The 18628-nt window shown below is 50.3% G+C and carries 16 protein-coding genes; 10 read left to right on the forward strand and 6 right to left on the reverse strand.

Annotated features, from left to right (window positions below; translation table 11 throughout):
* The coding region (locus JKP77_RS13785; RefSeq protein WP_218311742.1) for a transposase at positions 1–641 on the forward strand (641 nt) is incomplete at its 5' end.
* A 154-nt stretch (positions 642–795) separates the two neighbouring features.
* Here JKP77_RS13785 and iadA read toward each other — a convergent pair.
* From iadA to JKP77_RS13800, 3 genes are all read right to left on the reverse strand, one after another.
* Positions 796–1965 carry a beta-aspartyl-peptidase gene (iadA, locus tag JKP77_RS13790; protein ID WP_218311743.1) on the reverse strand — a complete coding sequence of 390 codons (1170 nt, stop codon included), beginning with the start codon at positions 1963–1965 and terminating at the stop codon, positions 796–798.
* Positions 1965–3413, reverse strand: a complete 1449-nt coding sequence (gene yfcC, locus JKP77_RS13795) for a putative basic amino acid antiporter YfcC (protein ID WP_218311848.1) — start codon at positions 3411–3413, stop codon at positions 1965–1967. Before yfcC ends, iadA begins: the two co-directional genes overlap by 1 nt.
* An 87-nt stretch (positions 3414–3500) precedes the next feature.
* Positions 3501–6428, reverse strand: coding sequence for a TonB-dependent receptor domain-containing protein (locus JKP77_RS13800; RefSeq protein WP_218311744.1), 2928 nt, complete (start codon positions 6426–6428; stop codon positions 3501–3503).
* 360 nt (positions 6429–6788) lie between these two features.
* Here JKP77_RS13800 and JKP77_RS13805 point away from each other — a divergent pair, with 360 nt between their 5' ends.
* Positions 6789–8564, forward strand: a complete 1776-nt coding sequence (locus JKP77_RS13805; protein WP_218311745.1) for a cyanophycinase — start codon at positions 6789–6791, stop codon at positions 8562–8564.
* A 101-nt stretch (positions 8565–8665) separates the two neighbouring features.
* On the opposite strand, the gene JKP77_RS13810 is transcribed toward JKP77_RS13805, so the two are convergent.
* Positions 8666–9634 carry a hypothetical protein gene (locus tag JKP77_RS13810; RefSeq protein WP_218311746.1) on the reverse strand — a complete coding sequence of 323 codons (969 nt, stop codon included), beginning with the start codon at positions 9632–9634 and terminating at the stop codon, positions 8666–8668.
* 335 nt (positions 9635–9969) lie between these two features.
* Here JKP77_RS13810 and tatA point away from each other — a divergent pair, with 335 nt between their 5' ends.
* The 7 genes from tatA to hemB are packed head-to-tail and all read left to right on the forward strand — an operon-like array spanning position 9970 to position 15540.
* Complete coding sequence (gene tatA, locus JKP77_RS13815; RefSeq protein WP_218311747.1) at positions 9970–10209, forward strand: Sec-independent protein translocase subunit TatA; 240 nt, start codon at positions 9970–9972, stop codon at positions 10207–10209.
* A complete protein-coding gene (tatB, locus tag JKP77_RS13820; protein ID WP_218311748.1) occupies positions 10209–10508 on the forward strand; it encodes a Sec-independent protein translocase protein TatB in 300 nt (99 codons plus the stop codon). Before tatA ends, tatB begins: the two co-directional genes overlap by 1 nt.
* Positions 10509–11279 carry a twin-arginine translocase subunit TatC gene (gene tatC / locus JKP77_RS13825; RefSeq protein ID WP_218311749.1) on the forward strand — a complete coding sequence of 257 codons (771 nt, stop codon included), beginning with the start codon at positions 10509–10511 and terminating at the stop codon, positions 11277–11279.
* A gap of 20 nt (positions 11280–11299) precedes the next feature.
* Positions 11300–11857 carry a hypothetical protein gene (locus JKP77_RS13830; RefSeq protein WP_218311750.1) on the forward strand — a complete coding sequence of 186 codons (558 nt, stop codon included), beginning with the start codon at positions 11300–11302 and terminating at the stop codon, positions 11855–11857.
* A 1-nt stretch (position 11858) separates the two neighbouring features.
* The gene (locus JKP77_RS13835) at positions 11859–12635 is read left to right on the forward strand and encodes a TatD family hydrolase (protein WP_218311751.1); all 777 of its coding nucleotides are present in this window, start codon (positions 11859–11861) and stop codon (positions 12633–12635) included.
* A 10-nt stretch (positions 12636–12645) separates the two neighbouring features.
* Entirely contained in the window at positions 12646–14535 is a 1890-nt protein-coding gene (locus JKP77_RS13840; RefSeq protein WP_218311752.1) for a sensor domain-containing diguanylate cyclase, read from the forward strand.
* Positions 14536–14538: 3 nt separating this feature from the next.
* A complete protein-coding gene (hemB, locus tag JKP77_RS13845; protein ID WP_218311753.1) occupies positions 14539–15540 on the forward strand; it encodes a porphobilinogen synthase in 1002 nt (333 codons plus the stop codon).
* 84 nt (positions 15541–15624) lie between these two features.
* Here the strand turns inward: hemB and JKP77_RS13850 are convergent, their stop codons facing one another.
* Positions 15625–16125, reverse strand: coding sequence for a lactoylglutathione lyase family protein (locus tag JKP77_RS13850; RefSeq protein ID WP_218311754.1), 501 nt, complete (start codon positions 16123–16125; stop codon positions 15625–15627).
* Positions 16126–16220: 95 nt separating this feature from the next.
* Here JKP77_RS13850 and JKP77_RS13855 point away from each other — a divergent pair, with 95 nt between their 5' ends.
* Positions 16221–17096 (forward strand): LysR family transcriptional regulator, encoded by an 876-nt coding sequence (locus JKP77_RS13855; protein WP_218311755.1) that lies wholly within the window; start codon positions 16221–16223, stop codon positions 17094–17096.
* A 14-nt stretch (positions 17097–17110) separates the two neighbouring features.
* On the opposite strand, the gene JKP77_RS13860 is transcribed toward JKP77_RS13855, so the two are convergent.
* Entirely contained in the window at positions 17111–18622 is a 1512-nt protein-coding gene (locus JKP77_RS13860; protein ID WP_218311756.1) for a Ppx/GppA phosphatase family protein, read from the reverse strand.
* Between the last annotated feature and the right edge of the window lie 6 nt (positions 18623–18628).

Here is an 18628-nt window from a genome sequence, read left to right on the forward strand (position 1 = left end):
GGCTTATTCCTATGAAAAAAGGGATTCAATTCGACGTTGTCAAAAAGCTAGGTCGGCAAGATAAGCTGGTCAGACTGGAAACAACGCCTCAGTCCCGAAAGCGCTTCAAGGATTTACCCGATACACTGGAGGTTCGTTTACTTACCAAAACGGTCAAAGGTAAAGAGGTAAACATTCTGACGTCAATGATAGAGCCGCTACGGTTCCCCAGTGCAGACATTGTTGATTTATATAGCCACCGGTGGGAAATAGAGCTCGGTTACAGGGAAATGAAGCAGAGCCTGCTGAACAGTGAGTTTACGCTGAGAAGTAAAAAGCCAGACATGGTAAAGCAGGAGCTATGGGGGGTGTTACTTAGCTATAACATCATTCGCTTCCAAATGGTTAAGATGGCGAAAACGAAACCTGGACTCCACGCCAACCAGCTCAGCTTTACCACATGCGCAACATCAATAATCCATTTGATTTATGGCTTCTGGCTGGAAGCGGCAGGCACAATCCCCAAACGAATTGATGGATTATTAGCAGAAACAGAACACCACATATTGCCGATACGAAGAGAAGACAGAGCTTATCCACGCTGTGTAAGACTCAAACCTAAGAAGTATCCAGTGAAAAGAAAAATGCCAGTCAGTTCTTAACTGACTGGCATTAAGCTACTGCTCGCCTTTTTTATATGCCAAATAAATTAGTTAGTAAATGCTCACTGTACGCTCGCGCGCAATGAATAAAGAGCAATATATGACTTGCCTGCGCTTATAAACGTTGGTTACGTGTTCGTCTTCGCATGGAAAGTCATGCTTCAAACGTCCCTTTAATAAGGACCCCGTTATCGCTCACCATGTGTTTGCCACGGGCTATTACGTCTCTGATGTCCAGACTCTGAGCGTCGCACAACACAATATCGGCATCGCAACCGGCCGCCAGCTTACCTTTATTTTTTAACTTCAACACTGATGCCGGGCTGGATGTCACCACCGCAATAGCATCATGCAAAAATACACCCTCGGTCTTCGCGAGCGTCTGCCAGGCGTCAAATAAGCTGCGTACTTTGCCCACCTCTAACCCAATAAGCTGACCTTCTGCATCGAACACAGGCAGGCTGGCGTTGCCATCGGAACTCATCGTTAGCTGACTGGCGTCAATACCCTGCGCAAGACACCAGGCGATGGCCTGGGCGGCAGGAATTTCACCCTCTTCGATAAATTGTTCGTTGGTGCTGGTGGTCATGTCTATGAAGCCACCGGCTTCACACCAGCGCTGTCCAGCTTCAAGTAACGACTGGTTTCGATTGATATGGGTAGGATAGAACTGTGAAGCAGGAATGTTTGTGGTGTTGATGACCTCATGCAGTAATGTTAGCTGATCAGAAGCATCGCCAGTGTGAATACTTACTATCCCGCCTTTGCCAGATAACATACCGCCTACTCTGGCATCTGCCGCTACTTTTGCAAGTTCACGGGCTGTTGGCTGTGAGCCTCTGTGATCGGCGATAGCCACTTCACCAATACCAATCATGGTATCAATCAATAGAATGTCGTCAGTGATACTGCCGGTGATGGTGCGCGCCGGTAGCTGGTATGAACCGGTGTAGCAATAGGCCGAAATACCTTCTTCATATAGCGCGCGCGCTTTGGCAATAAGGTCGGGGAGGGTGCGGGTGGTGGCATCGGTACCCAGCGCACCCACTACCGTTGTGACACCGGCTAGGGTGGCCTCGGTGAGCTGCATTTCTGGTGTGCGGGTATGAAACCCGCCTTCGCCACCGCCGCCAGTGATATGTACCAACGAGTCGACCAGACCCGGCATGGCAATACACCCTTTGCCATCCACTACCGTTACCGCACCTCCCTGAAGAGAGATAGACGGCGAAATTTCTACAATTTTGTCGTGCGCTATCAATATGTCATTGATGCCCAACGGCGTGGGCGCATATACATCCGCGCCCTTAATCAACGTGATCATTAAGAAAGTCCTGTCATTACTGCCAGCACCACCGTGCCAGCGGCAAGTAGAAGTAGCATCAGCACAAAGCGCCAGACAAACCTTATCCAGACCGACCAGTCCAGACGCGCTACCCCCAGGCAACCTATCAGCGAAGCCGAGGTAGGAATAATCAGATTTGTCAGCCCGTCACCTAATTGGAAGGCCAGTACCGCGACCTGTCGGCTGACCCCTACCAGGTCAGACAAGGGTGCCATAAGCGGCATGGTAATCGCGGCCTGGCCCGAGCCTGATGCAATAAAGAAATTAAAAATACCCTGAAACACTAACATGGCAACAGCGGATACCGCCGAGCTGGTATCAGCCATTAACTCGCTGGTGTGATGTAAGAGGGTATTTAATACTGATGGGGAAGTGACATCATCGCCGCCCAGCACCAACACGATACCTTTTGCCATACCCACAATCAGCGCCGCAGGCAGTAAATCGCGAGCCCCTTCGACAAACGCCTGGCTTATGTCATTGGCGCGCATTCGTCCCGCAAAACAGGCGATGATACCAATCCCGACGCCCATCGCGAAAAATTGCGAGGCAATTTGCGGGATATAGTAGGCTTTCGCCGTGACACCCCATATAACCCATAAGATAGCAGCAAGAAATACCAGCAGTATGATGCCATCGGTGCGACTGAATGTGCTTCTCACCGCTTCTTCTTTATTGCGGAAAAAAGCATCGGATTCATAGCTTAACGAGGTGGCAGGTTGCTGTTTTATTTTACTGGCATAACGCAGGGTAAAAATGAGTCCGGCAAGCGTGAATACGGCCCACATCGTGATGCGAAACGTTTGCCCCGACATCAGTGGCACATCCGCTATTCCCTGTGCAATGGCAACGGAGAAGGGGTTCATCCAACTGGTAGCAAACCCTATCTGGGTAGCAACGTAAGTAATCAATACCGCAGTAATACTGTCATAACCCAGGGCGATTACCAGTGGCACCAGTACAATACAAAACGCGATCGCTTCCTCGCCCATGCCAAAAACCGCACCACCTAAGGAGAACAGCAGAAACATTAACGGAATAATGAGTTTATCTGCTTTTTGTGTGCGGGCAATTAATGCCAGTATGCCGTTATGGATGGCCCCGCTTTTCATTACGATCCCAAACGCGCCGCCTACAATCAGAATAAAGGCAACAACCCCTACTGCTGATCCCCAGCGGTCACCGGAAACCAGTCCATCAAAGGCATAGTTCAGTAGTCCGGTCTGACTACCGGAGCCATCGAACAGCGCAACTCCCGCCGGGCTGTCAGCGGTATATCGAAATGAATTAGCGTCGATTACTGTACGTTCGTCACCGGTTTCCCCCATCGCAACCGTTTCGGTAGAAAACGCGCCGGGGCGAACCACAAAGGTCATGGCACCGGCAATAAGAATGACAAAAAACAGAATAACAAACGCATCAGGCATGCGCTGAACAGCGCGCAAATCAGATTTCACATTGCTCTCCGGCTGAAATGGAACGGGCAACACCATGCCCGTTCCACATCGGTAAGGTTACTGGAAGTAATAGCTTAGCGAAACGCGATAGCTGGTACCGTACGGGTCGTGGTTATAGGCATCGAACCCTCTGGCTGAACCATAGGCAGTTGGCGCATCGCGGTCAAACAGATTATCTACCGTAAAGCGGATATCTGCATTCTCCAGATAGTAACCGGCGCTGAAAGTGACCGTGGTCCAGCTGCTGATGTCGCGCTCACCGTTGGCATCGAGTGCGCCGATAGCCTCAAGCTCATCGATTTCACGGCCACGCAGACGCTCTGTTTCATCCATGTAGCTGTCGGTGAAATACACATACATACCGGCATACCAGTCATCGGTTACCCAGAATAGCTCAGCCGTGGCCACAGTTTCCGGATAACGGAAGGTGCCAGCGAGAGACTCGATTTCATCAGAGCCCGGCTTATTGCGCTCATAGGTAAGATAATGTGTACCGGACAATCCCATTTCCAGCGTGCCGCCAGACAGGGTGATGTCGTGAGTCACGTTGAAGTCAACCCCTTCCAGCGTTTGTGTACCGGTGTTATCCAGCAGCAGTACATGGTCGCGATACAGTGGCAGTTCAGCATAACGGGGGTCGTCAAATGCCACCCAGGCATCGAGTATTTCAGAGAGGTTTGCCCCTTCTTCTTCAATGGTCAACCCACTGGTATCCGTAACCAGACACAAGTCTTCCTCATAGGAAATTCCTTGCTCACCCTCCGGGATAACGCCGCAATGGCGCAATGAGGCGTTTCCAATAGCATTCGCCAGTACGCCTGTCATGTTGGTATCAACAATGTCTTCGTGATCAAACTGCCAGTAATCGAGGGTGACGTGAGTTTGTTCAGCCGGACTCCAGGCCATCCCCACACTGAAGGACTCTGATTCTTCCGCACGTAATTTCGGGTTACCCAGTTCCAGCACGTTATTGCCGCGAATAGCGCCTTCTCCCTCGCAATAAAAATCAGCAACCTCGTCATTTGCCGAGCAGTCAAATGACGCACGGGTGGTGCGCAATTTTACACCAGCTTGCGTCAGTGACGGCGCGCGGAAGGCGGTTGACCAGGAACCGCGTAAAATCAGTGAATCCAATGGGCGGAAAGTCAAACCCACTTTGGGGTTGAAGGTGCTGCCAAAGTCATCATATTCATCAAAACGCCCTGCCAGACTCAGGTCCAGTTGATCGGTCACCGGCACAAGCAGTTCTGCAAATACGCCCCACTGAGTGCGGTCGGCGGCAGACAAGCTTGAGCCGAACCCGAATACATCAACTAAATAGTTGTTTTCCGCGCGGGCACGGGCATCAACCGATGGAGTGTCGGTGATTTCCTCTCGACGGATTTCAGCACCAGCGGCCAGGTAGATATAGTCGCTCCCCCATTCCATCAGCTCGCCATCAAATTTAAAGTCCCAGCCGTAAACGGTACTTTCACCGTCCCGGGTTGGCATCGCCTGTGTTCGGGCGAGGATATCCTGATTCGCCGCATCACCCGTAGCAAACGGGTTGTACATCGGTAGCAGATCGCCGCCGGCGCAAGACAACGAGTCAACATCTGCGTCATAGCTGGCAATACCGCCATTACTACACAGTTCACCATGTACTGCTGCAGTGTACAGGTAGCGGTTGTATACACCGGCGCTGGCTACCTGCTCAGACTCAGAGCGGGACAACGTAATACCGCTCGCCCAGTTCCATTGCTCCCAGGTGCCACTGATTTCAGAAACTAAACGCCAGGCTGTGGTATCAATGTCAATGGTGCGCGGATCGCTGAATCGTGCGTCGTAGCGGAATCCATCCAGTCCCTGTCCGGACTGGGTATCAAACGGGTCGATGTACATTCTGTCTAACAGCCCGTTGCGCACATCGTCGTTAAAGACATTGAGCGCAGACACTGGCGCCCACGGCCCTTCGGTGTCATCCACCTGATTAATCGGCGCCGGGGTGGAGTAGGATGTGGACGACGAGTGCGATACCAGCAGATCTGTCTTCCATGTGACATCGTCAAACTCACGGGTAAAGGTCAGGCCACCAGAAAAGGTTTCCAGCGGTGTTTCCAGCCAGTCATCGCCGTTGCCATAGTAAGCACAGATTTCCTCACCAAATTCGGTGGTGACGTAAGGTGTGGCGCAGTTTGGGGCGCCAATTTCCAGGCCGTCAACCTCAGAAAAATAATAGATGTTGGGCGTGTTTTTCGGTAAGTACGAATAGCTGCTGGTGAGAATTGGATCCCGGGTCTGGCTGAAGTCGGTGGCTTTCGCTTCTTTGCGGTCATAGTAATCGGCAAAAATAGTCAGGTTGCCCTCTGCGACTTTCGTGCCCCACAGCGCCTGGAGGTTTATTGCACCGTGATCGTTACTGTTCGTCGTGTTTTCGTAACTGCCGTTTAATTCAAGGCCATCAAAGTTGTCTTTCAAAATGTAATTGATAACCCCTGCTACCGCATCAGCGCCGTAAATGGCCGAGGCTCCGGTCGCAAGAATTTCTACGCGCTCAATGGCGGATGCCGGAATACTGTTGATATCAACGAAGTTCTCGGTACCGGCCGCAAACGAACTGGCCGCAATGCGCCGTCCGTTTACCAGCGTGAGAGTGGCTGACGGGCCAATCCCACGCAATGACGCGGCGGCCTGACCAGCGGGGGTGGCGGTTGAGGTAGCGCCACTTTGGGTAGTATCAAACGTGCCGACACCGCCGCGAGCCTGACTAACGGTTTTCATCAAATCTGACAGTGATGTCGCGCCACTCTTGGCGATATCCTCTGCATTGAGGATAGTCAGCGGCTGCGCGCCTTCCATATCAACGCCACGAATGTTCGTACCGGTCACCTGGATACGTTCAACCACTTCTTCCGTTGATGAGTCGGTGGCCTCCTGAGCGAGTACAGAAGTAGAGAGTGTTGCAAGGCTGCTTACAATGGCAGCAGTAAGTCTGGATAGTTTCATAATGATTCCCTCAACACGATGCCGGTCTTAACGCCGACGTGATCGCGAGACGGCCCTGGGGCCGGGTTAACAAAATTTTATTGGATTGGTGCTGCAGAGCGCGCAGCAAAAAACGTCCCGAAGAAAACGGGAGGTTCCGGGGCTATTCGTCGAACCACTCCGACAAATAGTAATTTTGGTAACGGTAGTTGCCGAGATTGGCAGCTTTTTTAATCATGAAACTCTGCTTTCTCTAAATGCAAAAGTATGCATTTATTCAAATTTCAGGTGTTCGCGAAAATGTGATCCCGCGTTGACTTAAATAATTTGTTAACACTAGTGTAATTAAAAGTCAATCCAATCTTGCTACAGGAATTTGCGGTGTTTTCAAAAATACTTTCTTGCGTGAAAAATAAAAAACCGACTAATCAGCCAACTAACAGAAATGGTATAAAACTCCTGTTTATCACCGCATTAACGTCGTTTTCTTCTGTCGCTCACGATAAATTCGATTTGGTTTTAGCCGGTGGTGCGTTAAAAACCTGCTCCAGTTTTCTGCCGCATAACTGTAAAAATGACCCGTTATTTCATGATTCAAAAAAGCAGGATTTGTACAAAATATCCCCGGAATCTCATGCGAGATTTCGTGAAGCACTTTCACAATGGAAAAAAGATAACGCCGTGATTTCACAGCTTTATTCATCTCTTGAGCATATTTATGCGGGCGGTGAAAGCCAGGCGGTGTCGAAAAACACGTTCCTTGATGCGCTGAATGCGCAGGGGATCACAAACGCAGAGATAAGTCAGTTGCCCGACTATGTTTACTTTGCGTTGTTGGATACGCACGAGGTGTACCAGACAGATGAAACGGGCAACCGGATGAGAGAAAAAGTGAGTATCGGGGATACCAGTAATCCGCACAGTCAGGATATCTATAAGGCGTTTGTTGAGCAGGCCCGTGTGCGCGCCGGAGGGGATACGCCGATGATATTGGTAGTCACCGCTTCGGCAAGAGATCCCTTCAGTGTGGCCGATTTCTATACCGCCATTTTTACCGATCTTGGGGCAGACACACGCTGGTTGCCGGTCAGCGCTGCGTTTCAGCATGCCGCTTTTTCACAGGCGCAATCTGGCAATGGCTGCGAGGCATTGGCGATGAGTCGTAAACGCGTTAACGTGTTTGATCGCGAGCGGCTTTATCCTGAGCGCACTAAGCAGCAGCAATTATTGTGTGAAAACCCGGAAAAGTTACTAAGTCTGATTGATGAGGCCCATGGCATATTCTTTAACGGCGGAGACCAGAGCAAGACCCTTGCCTCACTGTTGCACCCGGATGGGTCACCCTCACCGCTGCTCAAGCGAATTCATTCGCAGGTGGATAAGGGCGCGCTGGTGGTGGGCGGTACCAGTGCCGGAACCGCAGTGCAGGGCGGCGGCGTTAATAATCAAAGACCCATACCCATGTTAAGCAGTGGTGATCCGGAAAATGCGATGGGCAGAGGAATGTTCTATCTGGAACCGCCGTCGCAGCGATGCGATGGGACACGTTGTGACAATGGTCTGAAGTCGGGTGATATTACCGTCAATCCTGCCGGTGGTACCGGACTGTTTACGTACGGGCTTATTGACACACACTTTTCCGAACGTGACCGCGAAACCCGCTTGATCGTCGCCACATTACTCTCAGGACAAACACTGGGCTTTGGTGTTGACGAGACCACTGCGCTGATGGTGGGAAAGCATGACGATGGCAAGGTGTCGTTTCGTGTTATCGGAGAACGCGGCGTATTTGTTGCAGATCTGGCTGAACACGAGTGGCTGGAACAGCAAACTGAAGCTGCATTCGTGCGCCAGGTTGGCGGGCATGCACATTACTGGGCAAGCGGCACGATAGCGACCTTGCAAAACGGAAAGTGGGAGATAGGGTTAAGTGGCGAGCCAGCGAAAAAGGCAACACCAATAAAAAACAACTATGAAGGCCGTTGGCGACGCGAAGTCGGGTACAAATGCGGCAGCGACAATATGGTCAGCTGGACGCAGTTTGGCAATCAGTATGTGGTTAAGGCCGGTGACCAGACCCGCTTCAGTGCATCTGAAAAGCATTGCAGCTATCAACATTTGCCTTTTGTGATCCGTTACGAAGCAGATCGCCATTAGACTGAGTCTGGCAGGAAACATGTCGTTTGGGTCCGCTGCTGCTTTTATTTATCGGTAAGCAGCGGTGTGCCTGAGCGGCTACAGACTTAATTGCACCGTCCCTAGTACTCTTTGCCGTAAAAAGCCTCGACCCGCAGCGCAACGCCATAAGACGCTTTGAAATCCTCTTCGCGAAGCCACAGCACGAACGGTTCCACTTCAAAATATAACCAGTCGCGCAACGGGTTCGTGCGCCACCGAACGCTGGTATACACTTCTTCTATCTGATAGGTGGGCTGGCTCAGGCCTTCAACTAACACACTGTAAACCAGCGCATTATTCGTGTTGATCGGCTGCAGTTGCTGCAACTCATGCCGCCACAGCCAGTCATTCGAATCATCACGAAAATAAAAGCGGTGATTAAAACGCATGACGTGGTCGTGCGGGCTGATGTATTGAAATGACGTGCCTATCTCAGCACCGAGACGGTCGCGGGTGTAGTAGTAAAGTTCTGCATCGTAGCGAAGGGCCCAGGCTTCATTGAACGCCACCACGTCTTCGTACTGGCTTTTTACATAAAGCTGGTCGCGGCGTCCGGCACCAATGCGGTGCGAGAAATGCGAGTCGACATCACGTTTGAAGCGCAACGACAGGGTGGTGGAGTCGCCGCCACGGAATGCCGGTTCCCTTGCGGCTTTAATGGTATCTTCCTGTTGGAAGTCTTCGTTATCGCTAAGCAGTAAATCTACCCGGTTTTCCAGTGAGGGGAGTGTAACCCGGATACGAAAACGCAGATCGGTTTCAGCGAGGTCGCGACTGCGCGGCTCCCAGCCAAGACGAATGCGCCCCTCCGCTTTGGCGTCCTCGTACATCGTACTGTCCTCCATGGCAAAGAAACTGTCGAGTTGTTTTACCGTGTAATCCATCGAGTCGGTGAGATTGTCCTGCCAGCGATCCAGCCAGTGCTCCTGGTCCACCGACGATGAGACAGGCGAGCGGTCAACTTCGGCCAGGCCCTGACCATGTAAACCGGCCTCTTCCACGGAAGAGGTTGCAAGCCCAGCACAAAAAACCAGATACAGACAGGACATCGTATTTCTTTACCATCCTTTTCTACGCGCTACAAAAAGCGTCTTCCCTAACCAGCGATAAACGTCATGTTATTAACAATATCATGGGTACTCTTCATTGCCATCAAGAAAAACCAGGCGTCAAAATATAAACAAATGCATTGCCTTTCAGACAAATTCAGAGGAGAAAAAGTCTGAAACATCAACGGCTATGCGTTTACTGCATGTGCTAACAACACGTCGGCTGTGTCGCATACAAAATCATAACCACAAAATGCCGAATCTTTTAAATATTGTCGTGAAAGCTGAGTCTGGCGGTGGCATACTGTTGCGACTGAAGTTAGGGAGGTTTTTTTATGGGCGGTATCGGCATTTGGCAGTTGCTCATTATACTGGTTATCGTGGTTTTGCTTTTTGGTACTAAGAGACTGAAAGGTATCGGTTCCGATCTTGGTGGCGCGATAAAAGGCTTTAAAAAAGCAGTAACGGAAGAAGAAAAAGACGCTGACTTTGACGAGAAAAAACAAGTCGAAGAAAAACGTACATCTGACACCGTACAAACAGACACCAAGAGCGAAGCAAAAGATAAGTCCTGATGTTTGACATTGGCTTTTGGGAACTGTTGGTCATTGGCGTATTAGCTTTGCTCATTCTTGGGCCAGAGCGGCTACCCGGTGCCATGCGTTCCACCATCAAAATGGTACGCAGTGTGCGCAATACCGCTTCGGGTTTCAAACAGGAAGTGGAGCATCAGTTGCGGGTGCACGAATTGCACGAAAACCTGAAAAAAGCCGAACAGCAGGGATTGAAAGATCTTACCCCCGAACTGAAACAGAGCGTGGATGAGCTAAAAGACGCTGCGAAATCTGTTCAGCAACCTTATAAAAAAGAATAAATGTCTGATCCCAACAGTCTGATTTCTCATTTAATTGAGCTACGGTCGCGCATTCTCAAAGCACTGGCGAGTGTGCTGATTGTATTTTTGTGCCTGGCGTATTTCGCAAATGACCTCTACCAGCTACTTGCCATGCCGCTGCTGGAGTCGTTACCGGAGAATTCATCGATGATTGCCACCGATGTGGCGTCACCGTTTTTTGCACCGTTTAAATTAACGCTGGTGCTGTCTTTCTTTATTGCGATCCCTTTTGTGCTTTACCAAATCTGGGGATTTATCGCACCAGGTCTCTACCGAAATGAGAAAAAGCTGGTAGCTCCTTTACTGCTCTCCAGCACGCTGTTGTTCTACGCTGGTATGGCCTTCGCCTATTTCGTGGTGTTTCCCATCGCGTTTGCCTTTTTTAACAGTGTGGCCCCTGAAGGCGTTACCGTCAGTACGGATATTTCCAGCTATTTAAATTTTGTATTGAAACTGTTTTTTGCTTTTGGGGTCTCATTTGAAATTCCTATTGCCATCATTTTGATGTGCTGGACGGGAGTCACTGATGCCAAATCGTTGCGGGCAAAGCGGCCCTATGTGGTAGTTGGTGCATTTGTGGTGGGGATGTTACTAACCCCGCCTGACGTAATTTCACAGACACTGTTGGCTATTCCAATGTGGCTGTTATTTGAAATTGGCATCATCATTGGCGGCTTGTATGCGGGTAAGCGACGCCCGGACGATGATGAAGATGAAAGCGAGACAACCGGCTCTTCATCAGCCGAATAAAGATCAAGAAAGGATAATAAATGAAGTATAACGCCTTACTTTTAATCGCCGGAGCACTGTCACTGACAGCCACCTCAGCGCAAGCAGAATCGATAGAAGATGCGCTGAACAAATGTAAGTCGGTAGATAACAGTCTTCAGCGCCTGGTGTGCTATGACCGTGTCGTCAAAGATATGGGGCAATACAGCGGTTTAGAAGAGGCTATCAAGCGCGGATACCCCGTGCCCCCGGCCAATTCGCGTCCGCAAGCCGGAAACAACCCTCGTCCTGCGTTGCCGGAAGTCGCCCGTCAAAATGCGAAGCCAGCAGAGCCGGAAACCCGTTTTGGGCTTGAGCATACCGAGTCTAATGACTCTGGCGACGATACGATGTATGCCTCGATTGTAGAAATTGATAAGTCACTTCGCGACAAATATGTCATCACGCTGGATAACGGCACAGTCTGGCGTCAGACAGACAGTGATACGCTGAAGTTGAAAGCAGGTCAAACTATCAGTATCGAACGTGGTTTACTTGGGGCGTTTTACTTGTCACGCAGTGATGTAAACCGCCAAATGAAGGTCAAGCGAATCAAGTAGTATGAAATGGTTCGACGCGGGCGTTAATCTGTTAGATAACCGGCTTGATCCTGAGACGGTTATTGCAGACGCCGCCCGTGCAGGCGTTGATAAAATTTGCCTGATCACTACCCACCCTGATGAGTGGGATCAAGCCGCTGCGCTGTACGCGGCTTTTCCCGATTCACTCTGTTATACCGTTGGCGTGCATCCGCACAATGCAAAAGACGTTGAAGAAACCCATTATGCCCGGCTAAAAGCCTGTGCCACCGCTCCCGGCGTTGTTGCTATCGGTGAGTGCGGTCTCGATTTTAATCGTAATTTTTCCCCGCCGGCAATTCAGAAAACGGTTTTCACCCGTCAGCTGGAAATTGCAGCAGAGATGAATCTGCCGGTTTATCTGCACGAACGCGACGCGTTTGACGCGCAGCAGGCGTGCCTGAATCCATTCCTGCAAACTCTCAAAGGCGGTATCGCGCATTGCTTTACAGGCGACAAAGCGACCATGCAGGCTTATCTGGATATGGGGTTGTATATTGGCATCACTGGCTGGGTTTGTGATCCCAAGCGTGGTGTGGCGCTGCGGCAAGCTGTGCCTTCGCTGCCGCTCGATCGACTGGTGCTGGAAACCGATGCACCGTATCTGTTCCCGAAGACCCTGCGTCCTCGTAAAAAACATAACTCACCGGCAAGCGTCCCTCATATTGCAGAAGCTGTGGCAGAATTACTGCAAACAACACCTGCACAAATTAGCTTGAACAGTTATGCTAATAGCTGTCGTCTGTTTGGTCTTGGGTAACAGAACATAAATGCAGTTACGTACACACACGGTTCGTCGTTATGACTTCTGGTTGGTTGCTTCAACCTGCCTGGCGATCGCGTTTTTTCTTGTGGTGGCGTTTCGGCTGGTGCCAGTATCAACAAGTGTTGAGCGTATAGGTAACTTACAATACGTCCAGGACTCAGAAGAGACACTCACTTTTGAAAACGTCTTTGATGTGCCACCTGAACGATGGCAATCGGTATCTAACCCCGTGAATCTGGGGATGAATCACGTCCCGTTCTGGTTCTCGTTAACACTGCCTCCTACTCCCGATAATCTTGGCGCCTTTCTCGTCGAGGTTCGCTACCCTCTGCTGGATAATATTGAAGTGGCGTTTTATGCGCCGGGATCGACTGAGCCACAAATGACGTATTCGGGCGGCGATGCGCAGGCATTTTCCTCGCGGCCGGTATCACACGAGTCCTTGTTGTTTCCGGTTCCGTCCAGCTCAGAAGGTTTGCAGGCAATAGTGAGGGTGAAAACCGGGGGTACTATACGCCTTCCCATCCGCTTGTGGGAAGAAAAGGAGTTTGTCGAGCATACGTCGAAACAGAACCTGTTTATGGGAATATTCTTCGGCTTTTTGCTGGCGATGGGGATAAGTAACCTCTTTCTGTTTTTGACTACCCGAAACCGCACTTTTTTAATGTACTCAGGTTATGTGTTTTCGCTAACGCTGACACTGGGTGCCATTCATGGCTTTGCGTACGCACACATCTGGCCAAATCAGGTGTGGTTCCAGGGCCGGGCTGTCGCAATTTTTGCGAATGCAGCGATCATGTTTGCACTGATTTTTTCGCGTATGTTGCTGCAGGTATCAGAACACAGTCGACGGGCCGACCATTTACTGAAATTACTCAGCGCCTTATTCGCAGTAAATATCCTGATAAGCCTGATACTTCCTTATGCTTATCTGATCCGGATATTTTTGCTGCTTCTCAGTGCTGTAGTGCTTATTACGCTGGCGCTGGGGATATGGCTGGCACTTAAAGGTGTGGTTGTCGCACGCTACTACTCATTTGCCTGGGCATTTTTGCTGTTCAGTGGCTTTACTGCCAGTCTGGACAACCTCAACCTGCTCCCATTTGATATTCCGTCCAATTACCTGCTGATGTTGGGGGCCGCAGTGGAGACGCTGATTCTCGCGCTGGTGCTGGCGATAAGCTATAGCCACAATCGTGAAGAAATGTATGATGCGCAGGAGAAAGCGCTGGCGCAGGAAAAAGCAGCGCTGCTGGCTAAAGAAGATCTGCTCGCAGTGCAGACCCGCTATCAGGAAGAACTGGAATACAAAGTCGAAGAACGAACACTGGAGCTGGAGATCGCATTAAGAGAGCTATCCGATGCGAACAGAGAGCTTGAAACGCTCAATTCCATCGACTCCATGACGGGGATCCGTAACCGTCGCCACTTCGATAAACGACTGATGGCAGAGGGGCGTCGAAGCCGCAGGGAGCAAACCCCGTTGAGTCTGGCTATGCTGGATATTGACCATTTCAAACGTATTAATGATGAGTTCGGACATACGGCAGGTGACAGCTGTATCAGCCATGTTGCGAAGCAACTGCAGTCATTGTTACGTCGACCCACCGATGATGTTTGCCGTTATGGTGGAGAAGAGTTTGCTGTCATTCTGCCAAACACGGATCTCAGCGGCGCAGAGCAAGTTGTTGAGACCATGCGCAAGGCCATTGAATCGACGCCGGTGGAGGTTGACGGTGAGTCAATTTCTATGACGATTAGCGCGGGCGTTGCGACCACTGTGGTTGCCTATGAAGAGCACGAACTGGCATTATTGAAGCACGCTGACAAACAGCTATATGCCGCCAAAGAGGCGGGCAGAAATCAGGTAAAAGCAGATAACCTCCCAGGATAATTCATGACAGATTCACGTTTTCCAGCACGCCGCATGCGCCGGTTACGGGCTCAGGATGCACTTCGCGACATGGTTCGCGAAAATCAGTTAACCGTAAAAGATCTTATTTATCCGGTGTTTATTTTACCGGGGACAGGACAGCGTGAAGCCGTGCCGTCTATGCCGGGTGTAGAGCGCCTGTCTGTTGATGAGCTGATCAAAGACGCTGCGCACTGGGTGGAGCTGGGTATACCTGCACTGGCGCTGTTTCCGGTAACACCGATGGAATTAAAAACCGAATGTGCCAGAGAAGCCTACAACCCTGACGGCTTAGCGCAGACGGCGATGCGCGAAATCAAGCAAGCCTATCCGCAGCTTCTGCTGATGTCAGATGTGGCATTAGATCCGTTCACCTCCCATGGACAGGATGGTCTGGTCAATGACGACGGTTACGTGATGAATGATGAAACTGTAGAGGTGCTGGTGAAGCAGGCGCTGTCGCATGCCGAGGCGGGAGCGGACATTATTGCGCCTTCTGACATGATGGACGGTCGCATTGGGGCTATTCGTGAGGCGCTTGAAGAGGCTGGGCATATCAATACCACCATCATGGCGTATTCGGCCAAGTATGCATCCAGCTACTATGGCCCGTTTCGTGATGCGGTGGGCTCTGCTGCCAATATTAAAGGCGGCAATAAGAAAACCTATCAGATGGACCCGGCAAACAGTGACGAAGCCATTCATGAAATCAGGCTGGATCTGGAAGAGGGCGCTGACATGGTCATGGTAAAGCCCGGCATGCCATACCTGGACATTGTCCGGCGCTGCAAGCAGGATCTGGAAGTGCCGACTTTTGCTTATCAGGTAAGTGGCGAATATGCCATGCATCAGGCGGCATTCGCCAACGGCTGGTTGAACGAAGATGAGGTGGTTCTGGAGTCGTTACTGGCATTCAAACGTGCCGGCGCAGATGGCATTCTGACGTACTTTGCTCCCAAAGCGGCTGCATTATTAAGAAAGCCATAAGCTGCGAAAGGCGGTAAGCGTTACTGACAACAGCGCATCTGTGTGAGTATCATGCCCGCCAGCGGGCATGATAACAGGTACAGCTTAATAAGCGCCGTCGCTGTATGTCAGCTCATAACTGTGGCTGTAAATCTCCAGAATGTTGCCAAACGGGTCTTCCATATAAATCATTCTGTAGGGCTTTTCTCCCGGGTAGTAATACCGCGGCTTTGCCATTCGCTTCTTGCCGCCTGCAGCGACGATTTTCTCAGCAAGCCCCTCTACATCCGGATCCTGAACACAAAAGTGGAAAATACCGGTTTTCCAGTACTCAAAGTTGTTATCAGGGTTTTTCTGGTTTTCGAATTCAAAAATCTCAACACCAATACGATCTCCTGTCGATAAGTGCGCAATTTTAAATGTGTTCCAACCGGCGCCGAAAACATCAGTACACATTTCGCCAATAGGACTGTCATCTTCTTCAATAACCGTGGGTTTCATAATGAGGTACCAACCGAGTACCTCGGTATAGAATTTCACCGCTTTTTCAAGGGCGGGTACAGAAATACCAATGTGTGAAAATGTACGGGGATACGGTGTGTTCATGGTTTTCTCCTGTTGTCTGAATACTGCAACAGGTTAATAAATCATCTGATATAATGTGAAATTATCAATTTTAATCATTGTAATGACAAACTGTTATGGTTAATCCTGTCTGGTTGCGCACCTTCTGCTGTGTCGTCGAAACCCGGAACTTTACCCGCGCCTCGGAACGTCTCTTCATGACACAGTCGGGAGTGAGTCAGCACATTCGCAAGCTGGAAGACGCTGTGGGCACTATATTGGTTGATCGCAGCGATAATCACATTACACTGACGGCAGCAGGTGAGCGGATGTTTCATGAGGCGCAGCCCGTGCTGGCGGCGTTACAACGGCTCAGCGATAGCGTTACAGGGGAATCAGAATATACAGGTACAGTACGCATTATGACGCCCGGCAGTGCGGGGTTGATATTGCATGACAGGCTGCTTAGCCTGCAGCTGCAACATGCCGGGCTAATAATAAACTTACGTTTTGCGCCCAATAGTGATATTGAGCATGCGATTAGTGGACGAGATACTGACATTGGGTTGATGACCCGCTTACCAGAAGACCCGCAATGTGCTTTTCGTCGAATTTCTGAAGAGAGGCTTCTGTTAGTCACTCCTGTAAACGCCCAAGTGGATGATATCAACAGCCTGAATGCGCTGGGTTTTATTGATCATCCGGATGGCGCACATCATGCGAATTTGCTTCTCAGCTCGAACTTTACCGATTATCAGCAACACAGCCAGCTAAGACGCAGCGGCTACTGTAATCAGATTAGCCTCATTCTGGAGCCTGTAAGTCGTGGACTTGGGTACACCATTCTTCCGGAGAATGCGGTAAATGCATTTCAGCAGCAGGACAAGATTGAGGTGCAGCCGTTAGCCCATCCGGTGTCCGAACCGTTGTATCTGGTGTGGAGGCAACATCATTACCATGCTCGGGCAGTGGCTAATGTAATGGAAAAAGTCGAGAATTGGCTGAGTGTATGACAACGATATTGGGACTACTTGCAGTTGAGTTCCCAGCCAGCGCGATGTTGCAGCCAGACCTCATTAGCCATTTCTGCGTTAATTAACGGATGCGATTTCAGCCATCCATCCGGAAATTCCAGTGTCCAGTGGCTATCCGATACCTGCAGCTTTACCTCGGGAATATGTTTATTTTGACGGCGCAGGCAAAGTACAACGGAAATACGTAAAATACGCAGCAGGCCCTCCAACATGGGCTTTACATCATCATGATAGTGTTCAAACACATCGCCTGTGATCTTCGTGCGATGGTGTGCAACAAGGTCGCGTATTGCGGCACGTTGCAAGCGGGTAAAGCCCGGCAGGTCGATATGCGTAAGAATATAGGCACCATGTTCATGGTACTTTTTATACTCAATATGCAGGCCGATTTCATGTAGCGTGGCAGCCGCGCCCAGAACTGCCTCGGTATCCAGGTGACAGATATTCTGTTGCGAACACAGCTGGTGGCATAAGTTTACTGCCAGGCCGCGTACTGCATCAGCATGAGGTTTATCAATATGGTATCGGGCGGTGGTTTGGTTTAGTGTCTGAACCCGGCGGTCATTTTCCTGCAGGTTATCCAGCATGCCGTAAATCAAACCCTCGCGCAGTGCACCGCCTGAGATATTCATTTCTTTGATGTTCAGCTTTTCAAACAAGCTGATGAGAATAGCCAGTCCACTGGGGAAAATCGCTTTGCGGTTGTCCTCCAGTCCAAGAATATTGAGGGCATCGATATTGCCACACTCAATGCACTGTTTTTCGAGGTTATCCAGGTAGTCCAGGCGAATGGCGTCGCTGATCCCTTGTGCCACTAAAATCTCGGTAATGGCCTGAGGTGTGCCGGATGCACCCAGACAATGATGCCAGTCGAAGCACAGGAAAGTATTTGCGACATCATCCAACAGCGCATGTGCAGCGAGTTTGGCAGCGTTAAAGTTCTCTTCCGTAATGATCCCGCCGGGAAAGTACCTTTCCATAAAGGTAACACACCCCATATCCAGACTTTTCAGGTGGATAGGTTGCATGTCGTTACCAATAATGATTTCGGTACTGGCACCACCAATATCAATGACCAGCGTGTTGCCCTGATTCGCCGACGTATAGGCAACGCCCAGATAGATTTGTCTGGCTTCCTCCTCACCACTGATAACATCCAGTTTATGCTTGAGGATGTCTTCTGCCCGCTTAACAAATACGTGGGCGTTGGTTGCCAGTCGAAGGGTAGCCGTGGCTACCACTTTGATGTTCGAGGGTGGAATATCCTGCAGCCTTTCAGAGAAAGTTTGCAGACATTGCCAGCCGCGTTCCATGCTGACTTCATCCAGTGCCATGTCTTCATCAAGGCCTGCGGCAAGACGTACTTTTTGCTTCACCTTGCCAATAATTTGCACGCTGCCATTAACAACATGCACCACGACCATATGAAAGCTGTTAGAGCCTAAGTCAACAGCGGCGTAATATTCACCATAGGTCTGGGTGTCATGTTGTAATTCTGGCTGCATAGACGT

This window comes from Alteromonas antoniana (assembly GCF_019249295.1).
GTDB classification, from domain to species: Bacteria; Pseudomonadota; Gammaproteobacteria; order Enterobacterales; family Alteromonadaceae; genus Alteromonas; species Alteromonas antoniana.